We start from the raw sequence: 14,844 nt of genomic DNA on the forward strand, positions 1-14,844 counted from the left end.
TAGAGTATTGGAACCACCTGATCCCATGCCGAACTCAGAAGTGAAACAATACATCGCCGATGGTAGTGTGGGGCTTCCCCATGCGAGAGTAGGTCATCGTCAGGCTCTTAAATACGAAAAACCCTCGTCACTTCTGTGACGGGGGTTTTTTATTGGGGGTTTATTTGTTTGGCCCGGATTCGGATTAGAATCATCGGCGATATTTCTTCTACTTCCCTGCCCCCTCGATCCTTTGACAGGACGCGCCCTTGCTACACCTTTTGTCACGAGAGAAACACTAGCATGTTCGCTAGCTACCAAGCTGTTGAGAAGCGTCTTGTGCGCTGCGTCCTGAAGCGGGCAGCTGTCGAGTGCTGTCGCGATGGGCGGAGATCCATAGCAGTAGCTGTTCCCTTCAGTCCTCCCTCTCGGGTCCCTCAGACTGGCACGCCTCGTTAGTCGATACCACAAGTCGGTCTACCAGATTATTCAAGCGTGGCTTGTTTGATAATGGGGGGGTATGTGGTGCTAAATTGTATTCAGTTGCTTCCTTCCAAATGGCGTTTCGTAATATTCTTTTTTCAGTACCTGTAAGGTTCTGCTCTTTGCTCTCGGGTATTGGTTATTTGTAAAGTAAACAAGCGTTTACATGATATTGAAGGGCTCCATAGTGGTGAGGGAAAGTGGTATGGTTACTTTTGCTGTTCTGGGATGGCAATGAAAGGGGTGTTGCAGGAGGGGTATTCCTGCGTGACGAAGTCCTCTTCAGTGGATTGATGCCCGGCCATTTGCATAACATCGTTGACGGAATTCGCAGGATTTGCCTGCTCCGGTTTGCTTTTAGCTGGCCGTTTCATTGGATCTTAAACTCGGGAAAGGTTGAGAATTATGATAACAGACAAGAGTGCGATCACTCCCCTTAATGCACTGGCTCAACTCTGTTCGAAACAGGGTGACGCAGTAGCGTTTGTTCAGCCTTTAGGTGGTGGCGAGCTGCGTGAATACACTTGGAAGCAGGTGGATGAAGAAGCGCGCAAGATGGCGGCGTATTTGCAGTCCCAAGGGATGCAGAAAGGTGACCATGTTGCGCTGGTTTCTAAAAACTGTGCCGAGTGGATTATTACCGATGTTGCGATTTGGATGGCAGGAGGCGTCAGCGTTCCCTTATATCCGACTCTTGTGGCTGAAACCGTTCGGCAAATTATGGAGCACAGTGAATCCAAATTCCTTTTTGTTGGCAAGCTTGACGACTGGGAGATAATGAAAGCCGGTGTACCTGACGGTGTTAAGCAGATCGCTTTGAGCTTGGCGCCGGCAGACGTGCTCCAGGCTTTCCCAAAGTGGCCTGATATAATCCGTGACACGGTACCTTTGCTTGACGTAAACGCTCCGGCCCTGACCGACCTCGCTACCATTGTTTACACTTCGGGCACCACGGGGATGCCGAAGGGGGTAATGCACGACTTTGAAGGTCTTTCCACTGTGGGGGAAAAGATGATCAGTCTGTATAACCTGAAGCCGGACGGACGCATGATTTCTTATTTGCCGCTGTCTCATGTGGCTGAGCGTGTGGCTGTGGAAATCGCCGTTCTTTATGTGGGCAACAAAATTTTCTTCGCCGATTCGCTTGATACCTTCGGTGAAGACATCAAGCGCGCGCAGCCGACGGTCTTTTTTGCCGTGCCGCGTATCTGGTCTAAGTTTTATCAAAAAGCCTCTGAGGCGCTGCCACCGAAAAAACTGAATCTTTTACTGAAGATTCCAATCCTCAACAAGGTTATCAAGAAGAAGGTACTTGGTGCCATGGGGCTGGATGAATGCCGTATCGCGCTGTCAGGTGCTGCTGCGCTGTCCCCCGAGATTATTGCCTGGTTTAAAAAACTGGATCTGGAAATTCTTGAAGGCTACGGCATGACCGAAAACCTGGCTTGGTCCCATTCTACGGAAGAGGGCGATCAACAGATGGGTTGGGTTGGTACGCCCAATGATGGTGTTGAGTGCCGCATTGGCGAGGGTGGTGAGATTCTGGTGCGTAGCGTGGGCAATCTGAAGGGTTACTACAAGCAGCCAGATAAAACTGCAGAAGATTTGACGGAGGACGGTTGGTTGCACACTGGGGATGTGGGCGAAATCGACGGCAAGGGTCGCCTGCGTATCACTGGCCGGGTTAAAGAAATTTTCAAGACGGAGAAGGGAAAGTACGTTGCGCCGGCACCCATCGAAAATCGTCTGTCGACAATGCCGGGCCTCGAATTAGCCTGCGTGATTGGCCAAGGGATGGGGCAGCCGGTGGCATTACTTAATATTACTCCGGAGGAGCAGGAGCGGTTGAGTAAGAGCAGCGAAAAAGAGCGTTTCCATAAAGAGCTGGAGAAGTTATTGATTCGCGTTAATGAAGTGCTGGACCCCCATGAGCGTATGACCACCTTAATTGTGTGTAAGGATGCCTGGACCGTGGAGAACAACCTGATCACCCCCACGCTGAAGTTGAAGCGTAACGAAATTGAAAAACGTTATAATGACGCTATTGTTCAGTGGTCTAAGACACGCGGGGTGGTTTGGGAGGCTTGAGCGAGATGAAGGAGGCGGACCTGGCGCTGGTTCGTCTTCTTTCAGACGGTTCGTTTCGTTCTGGCTCTGAACTTGGAGATGTGCTTGGCATCTCCAGGGCGGGAGTCTGGAAGCGAATACAACGCCTTGCTGATTTTGGTCTTGCCCTTGAGTCTGTGAAAGGAAAGGGCTATCGGCTGGCTCAGCCTCTGGAATTGATTGATCCAGACACCGTCAGGCGTCAGCTGGGTGGCGCTGCAGATCTGCATTATCAGTGGGTAACAGGCTCTACCAATGAAGATGCATTGGCTCTCAAGGGGCCAGTTTATCGCCCTCAAGTTTTCATTACCGAATGTCAGCAAGCAGGTCGAGGCCGGCGCGGCCGTACTTGGCAGTCTCCTTTTGCGGCTAACCTCTATGTTTCCATTCGCTTCACGTTAAGTGGTGGCTTTGCTGCTCTAGGCGGCTTGAGTCTGGCGGTTGGTGTCGTGGTGGGTGAGGCGTTGCGAGCGTTCGACCCCTCACTTCCTGTTACGCTCAAGTGGCCCAACGATTTGTTAGTGAATGGCGCGAAGGTTGGCGGCGTATTGATTGAGCTGGCAGGCGAAATGGAGGGCAGGGTGGATGTGGTGATTGGTGTTGGTCTCAATGGTCGTATGACTGCCGCTCAGGCGGAGTTGATTGACCAGCGGTGGGTCGACCTAGCCACTGTGCTAACGGCGATGCCCTCGCGAACGGAGCTGGCAAGCCAAGTAATTGTTCGGTTAATGGCGATGCTGCCACTTTTTCAAGCGAAAGGGTTTGATGCCTTTAAGGGTGCGTTTGCAGGCTTTGATGCCGTGTCCGGAAAAAAAGTGATGGTCAGTGCTACAGGTCAGAATCTTGTCGGGGTTGCTGTCGGGGTGGCGTCTGATGGTGCGTTGTTGCTGGAAACTGACGATGGGATCCGTTCTCTCTATGGAGGAGAAGTGAGTTTGAGAATTCAATGATGCTGTTTGTTGATGTGGGGAATACCGCCATGAAGTGGCGCTACCGCGATGGTGATGGCATACATCAAGGCGGAGGCCGCCATGAGCGTGAGTGGTCGCGAGTGGTTGATATCATGCTGAGATCAGCAGCAGGCATGCCGAGTGAAGTATGGGTGGCCTCGGTGGCCGGGCCGGAGGCTGATGCGGCAATTGCTTATTGCCTGAAGAGGGCTACTCGTTGCGAGCCCCGTTTCTATTATTCATGTCAGTCAGATTTTGGGGTGGAAAGTTGTTATCCAGAGCCGAGAAAGCTGGGGGTGGACCGTTGGGTGGCAATGATCGAAGGCTTTCAGCGTTATGGCGCCTCCATCATTATAGACTGTGGCAGTGCGTTGACTATTGATGCTGTTGATTCGCGGGGCACTTTTCTTGGCGGCTACATTGTGCCGGGCCTTGGGATGCTGCGAGGCGCCTTGTTGCGAGACACATCGGATGTGCACATTGAGCCGGGAATGGCGCAATTGGGGTTGGGGCGGTCTACCGGTGAGTGTGTCCATAACGGACTCTTGCGCATGTCTGTGGCCTTTGTCACGGAGGTGGTGCTTGAACTGCGCCAAGTGCTTGATGATACTTGCAAAGTGCTGGTTACCGGCGGAGATGCCCCGGAGCTCATCGGTGCGTTTACGTTTGAGTTCCTGCATGCCGCTGATTTAGTCCTGGATGGGTTGGAGCGGGTAGCAGCACGACAACAATAAATGATGGGGGAACACCTGTGCGGTGGATATTCTACAGTTTGCTGGTGATCAATCTGGTCTACGCAGGTTTTCAGTTGGTCAAATCACTGGCCCCCGAGCCTGCATCCTTGAATCTGCCTATTCCCAAGCCTGCGGGTGGTGAGCGACTGCAGTTGCTTGCAGAGCAGCCTCAGCCGCAGAGTAGAAGAGGTCCCGGTGTATCTGGCGGGAGCTTGTGCCCGGTGGTGGGCCCTTGGAGAACCCGCGAGAAAGCTAAAGCGGGTGCGGTGCAGCTTAAAGCCATTGGCTTGTCGGGTCGGGTAAGAGGTTTGAGTGTGCAAAAGGACCGGCTTAACTGGGTCTATCTGCCCCCTTACGGGGATAGAGAGCGGGCGCTGCGCGTACTGCATGAGTTACAGAATCATGGAGTGGACAGCTTTATCGTCAAAGACGGGGAGGATGCCAATGCTATTTCGCTGGGCTATTTTTCCAGTGCTGAGTCGGCAGAAGGGCTCCGTGTAAAGATGCAAAATGCGGGTTATCCGGCGTTTGTTCGTGAAACCTCCCGCGATGTGACGGAATATTGGGTGTACCTGTCTGATTCGCAGGCTGAAGATAGCCCTGACTTAAAAGTATTTCTTGAGGCAAATCAGTCGCTTAGTTGGGATAGGGTGTCCTGTTATTGAGTTGATGCGCAATTATTAGGCGTTTGATGTCTAAGTGGATTGCGTACCTCCATACCTTTCTATAGAATTCGCAACCCTTGTGAGCTGGCGTAGCTCAGTTGGTAGAGCAGCTGATTTGTAATCAGCCGGTCGGGGGTTCGACTCCTCTCGCCAGCTCCAATTTATAAACGCTGGGTAACTACTTGAAAACAAGTTGACAAGTTGTTGAAGCGTAAAGAGAATGTAGGCCCTTTTCTGGAGGGGTTCCCGAGTGGCCAAAGGGATCAGACTGTAAATCTGACGCGAAAGCTTCGGAGGTTCGAATCCTCCCCCCTCCACCAGATACATTGATTTCGTTGAGCGGCAAAAGCCGTTAGGGGAATCAGAGAGCCGGGTTGCTGGAAAGCAAAACAAGGTTAGCGGGTATAGTTCAAAGGTAGAACCTCAGCCTTCCAAGCTGATGATGCGGGTTCGATTCCCGCTACCCGCTCCAGATCCGGAGAGGTTTGGTCGCCGCTAAGGTGGCATGAAGGTTATGCTCATGTAGCTCAGTAGGTAGAGCACACCCTTGGTAAGGGTGAGGTCACCGGTTCAAATCCGGTCATGAGCTCCAGTTTCCGGGCCCGGGTATATCCTGGGTCCGGCTTCATGTGTCTTGATGGTGCCAAGGTGGTCTGCGCGCAATGAGTCGCAGTCCTTAAATGTGTCTTTATCGGGTGTATGCGCGCCATATGGCGAAAAAGCACAGCCAAGTTGAGAGGTGAAGAGTCGTGGCTAAGGAAAAGTTTGAACGTAATAAACCGCACGTAAACGTAGGCACCATTGGTCACGTTGACCATGGTAAAACCACCCTGACTGCCGCGTTGACCCGCGTATGTGCAGAAGTATGGGGCGGCAGCGCCGTTGCTTTCGATGGTATTGATAATGCCCCGGAAGAGCGTGAGCGTGGTATTACCATTGCGACCTCTCACGTAGAGTATGATTCTCCAACTCGTCACTACGCCCACGTAGATTGCCCCGGTCACGCTGATTATGTGAAAAACATGATCACCGGTGCCGCGCAGATGGATGGCGCAATCCTGGTATGTTCCGCAGCTGACGGCCCCATGCCGCAGACTCGTGAGCACATCCTGCTGTCCCGTCAGGTTGGCGTACCTTACATCGTTGTGTTCCTGAACAAAGCGGACATGGTCGACGATGAAGAGCTGCTCGAGCTGGTGGAAATGGAAGTGCGTGAGCTGCTGAGCGACTACGACTTCCCGGGTGACGATACTCCGATCATCAAGGGTTCTGCCCTGAAGGCATTGGAAGGCGACACCAGCGAAATCGGCATGCCTGCCGTGCAGAAACTGGTTGAGTGCCTGGACGAATACATCCCGGAGCCGGAGCGTGCCGTTGATCAGCCGTTCCTGATGCCGATCGAAGATGTGTTCTCCATCTCTGGTCGCGGTACGGTAGTAACCGGCCGTGTAGAGCGTGGCATCGTCAAGGTGGGCGAGGAAATCGAAATCGTGGGTATTCACGACACCACCAAGACCACCTGTACTGGTGTTGAGATGTTCCGCAAGCTGCTGGACGAAGGTCGTGCTGGCGAGAACGTTGGTGTGCTACTGCGTGGCACCAAGCGTGATGAAGTTGAGCGTGGTCAAGTACTGGCCAAGCCGGGCTCCATCAAGCCGCACACCAAGTTCGTTGCTGAGGTGTATGTCCTGAGCAAAGACGAAGGTGGCCGTCACACCCCGTTCTTCAACGGTTACCGTCCGCAGTTCTACTTCCGTACAACTGACGTGACGGGCGCATGTACTCTGCCGGAAGGTACCGAAATGGTAATGCCTGGCGATAACGTGCAGATGGACGTTGAGCTGATCGCTCCGATCGCCATGGAAGATGGTCTGCGCTTCGCGATTCGCGAAGGTGGCCGTACCGTTGGTGCCGGTGTAGTAGCTAAAATTACTGAATAAGTCTTTCGGTAGTAGGGGTGGCGGGCTCGGCTCGCTGCCCAGTTTGTTTTGGTTTTTTAGAGTTACAGGCCAGTAGTTCAATTGGTAGAGCACCGGTCTCCAAAACCGGCTGTTGGGGGTTCGAGTCCCTCCTGGCCTGCCAATTTTCCCAAAACTGCCACTTAACGTGGTGGGGTGCATCGTCAGATGAACGAGAAAACACAGGCGCGTTCCGGCTCTGCCGCCTTGGAGGCGGTGAAGTGGTTGTTGGTCGTGGGGTTTGTTGCTACGGCCGTAGTGGGCAATAGCTATTTCTCCGACCAGCCGACCCTCTATCGGGTGATCGGTGTTGTTGCTGTTTCTCTGGTGGCGGTGTTTGTTGCTCTGCAGACTGAGCAGGGCAAGGCGTTCAACCAGTTGCGTAAGGATTCTCTGGTCGAGCTGCGCAAAATTGTGTGGCCGACGCGTCAGGAGACCTTGCAGACCACACTGATTGTTCTGGTCTTTGTTGTGATTGTGGCCCTGTTGCTGTTTGTGCTCGACTGGATTCTCGGTGGGCTCATGTCCTGGGTTATTGGCTAAGGGGTAAGCATGGCAAAGCGCTGGTACGTAGTACACGCCTATTCAGGTTTTGAGAAGTATGTAAAACGCGCCCTTGAAGAGCGCGTTAAATTGCGTTCTATGGAAGAGCTTTTTGGTGACATTCTGGTTCCCACTGAAGAAGTGGTTGAGATCAAGGGTGGCCAGAAGCGCAAGTCTGAGCGTAAGTTTTTCCCGGGTTACGTTTTGGTGCAGATGGAGATGTGCGATGACTCCTGGCACCTGATCAAGGAAACCCCGAAAGTGATGGGCTTTATTGGTGAAGACCCCAAAAATCCGGGTCGTGTTTCGCCGATTACCCAGAAAGAGGCGGATGCCATTCTGCGTCGCATGGACGATGCAGTAGAGAAGCCGAAGCCAAAGACATTGTTTGAGGCAGGTGAAGTGGTTCGTGTTAATGACGGTCCCTTTGCTGACTTCAATGGTGTGATTGAAGAAGTGAATTACGAGAAGAGCCGCCTGCAGGTGGCTGTGATGATCTTCGGTCGGTCCACACCGGTTGAGCTGGAGTTTGGTCAGGTCGAAAAAACCTGATTAGGCTCAGCGTTTGAATTAGGTGCCTTGGTCACGTAGCGGTGGCCGAGGCGTTTTGACAACCTGCGGGGAGCCCGTTATAAACGCGGCGTTTGCACCCAAGGAGTCTTAAAATGGCGAAGAAAGTACAAGCCTACATCAAGCTGCAGGTTGCAGCTGGCCAGGCTAATCCATCACCGCCGGTTGGCCCTGCTTTGGGTCAGCATGGTGTGAACATCATGGAGTTTTGTAAGGCGTTCAACGCCCAGACTCAGCAGCTGGATGCCGGTGCACCGGTTCCGGTGGTAATCACCGTGTACAACGATCGCTCCTTTACCTTTACCATGAAGACGCCGCCGGCGGCTTACCTGTTGAAGAAGGCGGCGGGTATCAAGAGTGGTTCCGGTGAACCGAACACCAAGAAAGTGGGCAAGGTAACTCGTGCGCAGCTGGAAGAAATCGCCAAGGCTAAAGAGCCTGATTTAACCGCTGCGGATATGGATGCTGCTGTGCGCACTATCGCGGGTTCTGCCCGTTCCATGGGCCTGGATGTGGAGGGTTAACCAATGGCTAAACTGTCTAAGCGTAACCGTGCCATCCGCGAGAAAATTGAAGCGGGTAAGCTGTATCCGGTGGAAGAAGCGGTTGCCCTGTTGGCTGAGCTTTCTGCCGTTAAATTTAAAGAGTCTGTGGATGTAGCGGTAAACCTGGGTGTTGACCCGCGTAAATCGGACCAGAACGTTCGTGGAGCCTCTGTCCTGCCCCACGGTACAGGTAAAACTGTCCGTGTTGCTGTTTTTGCTCAAGGCGCGAAAGCCGAAGAAGCAAAAGAAGCGGGCGCAGACGTTGTCGGTTTTGATGATCTGGCTGAACAGGTTCAAGGTGGCGAGATCAACTTTGATGTGGTGATCGCTTCCCCCGACGCCATGCGCGTTGTCGGCAAGTTGGGCACGATTCTTGGTCCCCGTGGTCTGATGCCTAACCCGAAGGTTGGTACCGTGACCCCGGATGTGGCTCAGGCGGTCAAGAATGCCAAAGGTGGTCAGGTCCGTTACCGCACCGATAAAGGTGGCATCATCCACTGCACGGTGGGTCAGGTGGGTTTTGATACCAATGCCATCAAAGAAAACGTGGAAGCGTTGATTGCTGATCTCAAGAAGGCCAAGCCATCATCCGCTAAAGGGACTTTCTTCAAGAAAGTAACGCTGTCCACCACTATGGGTCCTGGTCTGTCTATCGATCCGGCATCCCTGGTGATGTAATGAGTTTCGATCCTGCCGAAAGGCAGGATCAAAAGGGCTTTGATCCCGATGCCGCGTCACCTGTAGTGAGCGTTATCGGGGCGTCAAAGACCGCAGGTTTTCGGTGTGTTTTGGTGTCTGCCTTTATGAGGTAAGTAAGCCGCCGAGATTAAGGGGTAACCGCCTGCGCAGGCGCGGTAGTTGTTTCCTGATTTTTTCAGGTTGTGGCTCCGCGATAATGGTCGGGAAACCGACCTTGGCGACCGCCTCAAAATCAGATTGCAGTCGATTTTGACGGTTAATGTTTGTGAATCCAGGAGGTACATCATGCCTTTGAATCTGGAGGACAAACGAGCGATTGTTGCTTCGGTAAATGCTGTTGCTACTGAAGCGCTGTCTGCTGTGGTTGCTGACTATCGTGGTCTCACTGTTTCTCAGATGACTGAGTTGCGTAGTAAGGCCCGTGAAACCGGTGTGTACCTGAAAGTAGTACGGAACACGCTGGCGAAGTTCGCCGTGAAAGACACAGAGTTCGAGTGTCTGAACGATGCACTGGTTGGCCCCACTGTTTTGGCTTTCTCCCAGGATGACCCGGGCGCTGCTGCTCGCCTCATCAAGGATTTCGCCAAAGACCATGACGCGCTGGAAGTAAAAGCTCTGGCCGTGGGTGGCGTAACTTATGGTGCGCAGGATATCGATGTCCTCGCCAAGTTGCCGACTCGCGACGAAGCAATTTCTCAGCTCATGTCCGTTATGCAGGCCCCTGTGGCCAAGTTTGTTCGTACCCTCAATGAGGTGCCTGGCAAATTTGTTCGCACGGTTGCTGCAGTCAAGGACCAGAAACAGAGTGCTGCCTGATTTTCAGGTTGCGTAACTACCCGATCTAATCGGATCACCACAGTGGTGATTTAGGAGATTGAAAATGGCCGTTTCCAAAGAAGATATCCTCGGCGCTATCGCCGATATGAGTGTTATGGACCTCGTTGAACTGATTGAGGCCATGGAAGAAAAGTTCGGCGTAACCGCCGCTGCTGCTGTTGCTGCTGCTCCCGCAGCTGCTGGTGGCGAAGCTGCTGCCGCTGAAGAGCAAACCGAGTTTGACGTTGTTCTGACCGGTTTCGGCGACAAGAAAGTTGGCGTGATCAAAGCTGTTCGTGAAGTGAGTGGCTTGGGTCTGAAAGAAGCCAAAGAGCTGGTTGAAAGCGCTCCTACTCCTGTTAAAGAGGGCGCTACCAAAGAAGAAGCCGAAGAGATCAAGAAAAAGATCGAAGAGGCTGGCGGTACAGCCGAGCTCAAGTAAGCGCATTGGCGCTATGTCTTTCCGCGGTTTCGCGAAAGGACGCCGGCTGGCAGCTTTTTGGCTGCCAGCCTTTTGTCGTTTCTGTATGAAGGGTTTCATATAGGAATATCACCACAAGGTGATAGGTCAACAGCTGAGGAACGCAGATGGCATACTCATTCACTGAGAAAAAGCGGATCCGCAAAGATTTCGGCAAGCTTCCGAAAGTTATGGAGGTGCCTTATCTCCTGGCGATACAGCTTGATTCTTACCGCAAATTCCTGCAGCAAGATAAGAGCGCCGAAGAGCGCCTGGAAGAAGGTCTGGAAGCCGCTTTCCGGTCGGTATTTCCGATCGCAAGTTATTCAGGAAATGCAGCGCTGGAGTATGCCGGCTACGAGTTCGGCAAACCCGCTTTTGATGTAAAAGAATGCATCATTCGCGGTACTACCTATGCGGCGCCGTTGCGCGTGCGTATTCGTCTGGTGATTTACGATCGTGAATCATCCGGGGCGATTAAAGATATTCGTGAACAACAGGTCTATATGGGTGAGATTCCCTTGATGACCGAAAACGGCACCTTCGTTATTAATGGTACCGAACGGGTAATCGTGTCCCAGCTGCACCGGTCCCCCGGTGTGTTCTTCGACCACGATAAAGGCAAGACTCACTCTTCCGGCAAGCTGCTTTATTCTGCCCGGGTGATTCCTTACCGTGGTTCCTGGCTGGATTTCGAGTTCGATCCTAAAGACCAGGTCTTTGTACGGATCGACCGTCGCCGCAAATTGCCGGCGACCATCCTGCTGCGTGCGTTGGGGTATACCTCTGACGAAGTGTTGGAGATGTTCTTCGACACCAACGAAATCGCAGTGGAAGACGGCATTTACCGCATGAAGCTGGTGCCGGAGCGTCTGCGTGGTGAAACAGCGACCTTCGATATTCTGGCTGATGGTGAGGTCGTGGTGGAGCGTGGTCGTCGTATCACGGCACGCCACATTCGCCAGTTGGAAAAAGCCAACATCGAATACCTGGATATCCCGGCCGAGTACCTGCAGGGCAAGTACCTGGCCAAGTCGATCATCGATCAGGATACCGGTGAGATTCTGGTGGAGTGTAATACCGAGCTGACCGCGGAGACGCTGGAGAAGCTTGAGCAAGGTGGCATTACTGACTTTGAAACACTCTATACAAACGACCTGGATAACGGGCCGTTCATGGCAGACACCCTTCGTGCCGATCCGACCCGTACGCCGCTGGAGGCGTTGGTCGAGATTTACCGAATGATGCGCCCGGGTGAGCCGCCGACGAAAGAAGCCGCCGAAAACCTGTTCAAAAACTTGTTCTTCACTGATGAGCGGTATGACCTGTCCACAGTGGGCCGGATGAAGTTCAACCGTCGTCTTGGTCGTGAAGATGAAACGGGTCCAGGTATCCTCTATGACGGTCGCTACTTTAGCGCGCGCTCTGATGAAGAAGGCAAACAGTACTTCGAGCAGATGGGTGGGGAGACCTCCGACATCATTGAAGTACTGAGAACCTTGGTGGATATCCGTAACGGTAACGGGGTGGTGGATGATATCGACCATCTGGGTAACCGTCGCGTACGTTCTGTGGGTGAAATGGCCGAAAACCAGTTCCGTGTAGGGTTGGTGCGTGTTGAGCGTGCGGTCAAAGAACGCCTGAGCCTTGCCGAATCTGAAGGCTTGATGCCGCAGGATCTGATCAATTCCAAGCCGGTGGCAGCCGCAGTGAAAGAGTTCTTTGGCTCTTCCCAGCTGTCCCAGTTTATGGATCAGAACAACCCGCTGTCCGAGATCACCCACAAGCGTCGTGTTTCTGCGTTGGGCCCGGGCGGGCTAACCCGTGAGCGTGCTGGTTTCGAAGTGCGTGATGTACATCCGACTCACTATGGTCGTGTATGTCCTATCGAAACCCCTGAAGGCCCGAACATTGGCCTGATCAACTCTCTGGCTACCTATGCCCGCGCCAACGAATACGGTTTCCTTGAGTCTCCGTACTTGAAGGTGATTGACGGCAAGGTCAGTGAAGAAATCGAATACCTGTCAGCGATCGAAGAAGCCGAGTGCGTGATCGCGCAGGTAGATGCGAAGATGACTGAAGAGGGTGGTTTCGAAGAAGACTTCGTTACTGTGCGTCACCGTTACGAATTTACCGTGATGGAGCGGGACACCATTACCCATATGGATGTTTCCCCGCGTCAGGTGGTATCCGTGGCGGCGTCCCTGATTCCGTTCCTCGAGCACGATGATGCGAACCGGGCCTTGATGGGCTCGAACATGCAGCGTCAGGCTGTCCCTACCCTGCGTGCTGACAAGCCACTGGTAGGTACTGGCTTCGAGCGTCACGTTGCCCGTGACTCCGGTGTCTGTGTGGTTGCTACCCGTGGCGGTATCGTCGACAAGGTAGATGCATCGCGTATCATTGTGAAGGTTAATGATGACGAAGTGAGCGAAGGTGAAGCCGGTGTAGATATCTACAACCTGACTAAATACACCCGTTCCAACCAGAACACTTGCATCAATCAGCGTCCGCTGGTGAAAGTGGGTGACCAGGTTGCTGCACGCGACATCATGGCCGACGGTCCTTCTGTGGACATGGGCGAGCTGGCCCTGGGCCAGAACATGCGCGTGGCCTTCATGCCGTGGAATGGTTACAACTTTGAGGATTCCATCCTCATCTCCGAGAAAGTGGTGAAGGATGATCGATTCACCTCCATCCACATTCAGGAACTCACTTGTATTGCTCGTGATACCAAGCTGGGTCCGGAAGAGATTACCGCTGATATCCCCAATGTGGGTGAGGCCGCGCTATCCAAGCTGGATGAGTCCGGTATTGTCTACATCGGTGCAGAAGTGGAAGCCGGTGACATCCTGGTGGGCAAGGTAACGCCGAAAGGTGAAACTCAGCTGACCCCGGAAGAAAAACTGTTGCGTGCCATCTTCGGCGAGAAGGCCTCCGACGTTAAAGATACCTCTCAGCGCGTATCTTCCGGTGTTAAAGGCACCATCATCGATGTGCAGGTGTTTACCCGCGACGGTGTTGAGAAAGATGAGCGTGCCCGTCAAATCGAGCAGGCTGCCCTGGAGCAGTTCCGCAAAGATTTGAAAGACGAGTACCGTATTCTCGAGCTGGATATTCTGGAGCGTCTGCGTACCGTCATGGTAGGCAAGAAGGTCAATGGTGGTGCCGGCTTCAAGCGTGGCGCTGAGATGACCGGCGAAATTCTGGATGGTCTGAATGCCGAGAAATGGTTCGAACTGCGCCCAGCTGACGACGATGTGGCCGAGCAACTTGAGCGTGCTCAGCAGTATCTGGAACAGCACAAGAAAGAGCAGGACGAACGCTACAAGGACAAACAGGCCAAGATTTCCGGCGGTGATGACCTCGCCCATGGTGTGCTGAAAGTGGTCAAGGTCTACCTGGCCATCAAGCGTCGCATCCAGCCCGGTGACAAGATGGCTGGCCGTCACGGTAACAAGGGTGTGATTTCTGTGATCATGCCTGAAGAAGATATGCCGCATGACGAGAACGGCGTGCCGGTGGATGTGGTCTTGAACCCGCTGGGTGTGCCATCGCGTATGAACGTGGGGCAGATTCTGGAAACCCACTTGGGCTGGGCTGCGAAAGGTCTTGGTGAGCGGATCGGCGAAATGCTGGCCGAGCAGAGGAAGATCGCAGACATTCGCGTCTTCCTCGACAAGATCTATAACCAGGCTGGCGCTGGAGGTACTCCAGAAGATCTGGATAGCTTCAGCGATGATGAAATCATCGAGTTGGCCAAGAACCTGGTAGGCGGTGTGCCTATGGCAACCGCGGTATTCGACGGTGCCAAAGAGTTCGAGATCAAGGAGCTGCTGGAGCTGGCTGGGCACGATCGTTCCGGTCAGGTGCAGTTGTGGGATGGGCGTACCGGTGAAGCCTTTGATCGCAAGGTTACCGTGGGCTACATGTACATGCTCAAGTTGAACCATTTGGTGGACGACAAGATGCATGCGCGCTCCACTGGTTCCTACAGCCTGGTTACCCAGCAGCCGTTGGGTGGTAAGGCTCAGTTCGGTGGTCAGCGTTTCGGTGAGATGGAAGTGTGGGCGCTGGAAGCCTATGGCGCCGCTTACACCTTGCAGGAAATGCTCACTGTGAAATCCGATGACGTGAATGGCCGTACCCGCGTTTACAAGAATATCGTGGATGGTGATCACCGCATGGATCCGGGTATGCCGGAATCCTTCAACGTATTGCTGAAGGAAATCCGTTCTCTCGGTATCAATATCGAGCTGGAAAACGACTAAGTCAGTGGGCTCCGCCAGGTTGATGGCGGGGCCACTGGTTACCCGGGTTTAGGAAAGAATCTAGA

At 53.3% G+C, this 14,844-nt stretch carries 12 protein-coding genes, 5 tRNA genes and 1 rRNA gene; all 18 read left to right on the forward strand.

From position 1 onward, the window contains the following. A 5S ribosomal RNA gene (rrf, locus tag ABNH10_RS06140) occupies window positions 1-105 on the forward strand; the annotation flags it as partial. Window positions 106-867: 762 nt separating this feature from the next. Further along, window positions 868-2,550: an AMP-binding protein gene (locus tag ABNH10_RS06145; protein WP_349385118.1), complete on the forward strand. Its 1,683-nt coding sequence runs from the start codon at window positions 868-870 to the stop codon at window positions 2,548-2,550. A gap of 5 nt (window positions 2,551-2,555) precedes the next feature. Further along, window positions 2,556-3,518 carry a biotin--[acetyl-CoA-carboxylase] ligase gene (locus ABNH10_RS06150; RefSeq protein ID WP_349385119.1) on the forward strand — a complete coding sequence of 321 codons (963 nt, stop codon included), beginning with the start codon at window positions 2,556-2,558 and terminating at the stop codon, window positions 3,516-3,518. Further along, window positions 3,515-4,252 carry a type III pantothenate kinase gene (locus ABNH10_RS06155; RefSeq protein WP_349385120.1) on the forward strand — a complete coding sequence of 246 codons (738 nt, stop codon included), beginning with the start codon at window positions 3,515-3,517 and terminating at the stop codon, window positions 4,250-4,252. Before ABNH10_RS06150 ends, ABNH10_RS06155 begins: the two co-directional genes overlap by 4 nt. Before the next feature lie 17 nt (window positions 4,253-4,269). Next, the gene (locus ABNH10_RS06160; RefSeq protein ID WP_349385121.1) at window positions 4,270-4,917 is read left to right on the forward strand and encodes an SPOR domain-containing protein; all 648 of its coding nucleotides are present in this window, start codon (window positions 4,270-4,272) and stop codon (window positions 4,915-4,917) included. A gap of 83 nt (window positions 4,918-5,000) precedes the next feature. Further along, window positions 5,001-5,076: transfer RNA gene (locus ABNH10_RS06165), tRNA-Thr, on the forward strand. Between the two features lie 77 nt (window positions 5,077-5,153). Beyond that, window positions 5,154-5,237, forward strand: a tRNA-Tyr gene (locus ABNH10_RS06170). Window positions 5,238-5,315: 78 nt separating this feature from the next. Next, a tRNA-Gly gene (locus tag ABNH10_RS06175) sits at window positions 5,316-5,389 on the forward strand. 44 nt (window positions 5,390-5,433) lie between these two features. Then, window positions 5,434-5,509: transfer RNA gene (locus tag ABNH10_RS06180), tRNA-Thr, on the forward strand. Window positions 5,510-5,666: 157 nt separating this feature from the next. Further along, window positions 5,667-6,857, forward strand: coding sequence for an elongation factor Tu (gene tuf / locus ABNH10_RS06185; protein WP_349385122.1), 1,191 nt, complete (start codon window positions 5,667-5,669; stop codon window positions 6,855-6,857). A 66-nt stretch (window positions 6,858-6,923) separates the two neighbouring features. After that, window positions 6,924-6,999 (forward strand) — tRNA-Trp (locus tag ABNH10_RS06190). 44 nt (window positions 7,000-7,043) lie between these two features. After that, window positions 7,044-7,418: a preprotein translocase subunit SecE gene (gene secE, locus ABNH10_RS06195; protein ID WP_349385123.1), complete on the forward strand. Its 375-nt coding sequence runs from the start codon at window positions 7,044-7,046 to the stop codon at window positions 7,416-7,418. A gap of 9 nt (window positions 7,419-7,427) precedes the next feature. Then, window positions 7,428-7,970, forward strand: a complete 543-nt coding sequence (gene nusG, locus ABNH10_RS06200) for a transcription termination/antitermination protein NusG (protein ID WP_349385124.1) — start codon at window positions 7,428-7,430, stop codon at window positions 7,968-7,970. Between the two features lie 113 nt (window positions 7,971-8,083). Then, window positions 8,084-8,512 (forward strand): 50S ribosomal protein L11, encoded by a 429-nt coding sequence (gene rplK, locus ABNH10_RS06205; RefSeq protein WP_011587669.1) that lies wholly within the window; start codon window positions 8,084-8,086, stop codon window positions 8,510-8,512. 3 nt (window positions 8,513-8,515) lie between these two features. After that, entirely contained in the window at window positions 8,516-9,211 is a 696-nt protein-coding gene (gene rplA, locus ABNH10_RS06210) for a 50S ribosomal protein L1 (protein WP_011587670.1), read from the forward strand. A 306-nt stretch (window positions 9,212-9,517) separates the two neighbouring features. After that, window positions 9,518-10,048, forward strand: a complete 531-nt coding sequence (gene rplJ, locus ABNH10_RS06215) for a 50S ribosomal protein L10 (protein ID WP_063519590.1) — start codon at window positions 9,518-9,520, stop codon at window positions 10,046-10,048. 64 nt (window positions 10,049-10,112) lie between these two features. Then, window positions 10,113-10,490, forward strand: coding sequence for a 50S ribosomal protein L7/L12 (gene rplL, locus ABNH10_RS06220; RefSeq protein WP_349385125.1), 378 nt, complete (start codon window positions 10,113-10,115; stop codon window positions 10,488-10,490). 146 nt (window positions 10,491-10,636) lie between these two features. After that, on the forward strand, window positions 10,637-14,779 hold the full coding sequence (rpoB, locus tag ABNH10_RS06225) for a DNA-directed RNA polymerase subunit beta (RefSeq protein WP_349385126.1): 4,143 nt from the start codon (window positions 10,637-10,639) through the stop codon (window positions 14,777-14,779). Window positions 14,780-14,844 lie beyond the last annotated feature (65 nt).

Origin of the sequence: Alcanivorax sp. (assembly GCF_040119285.1) — a bacterium.
GTDB lineage: Bacteria > Pseudomonadota > Gammaproteobacteria > Pseudomonadales > Alcanivoracaceae > Alcanivorax.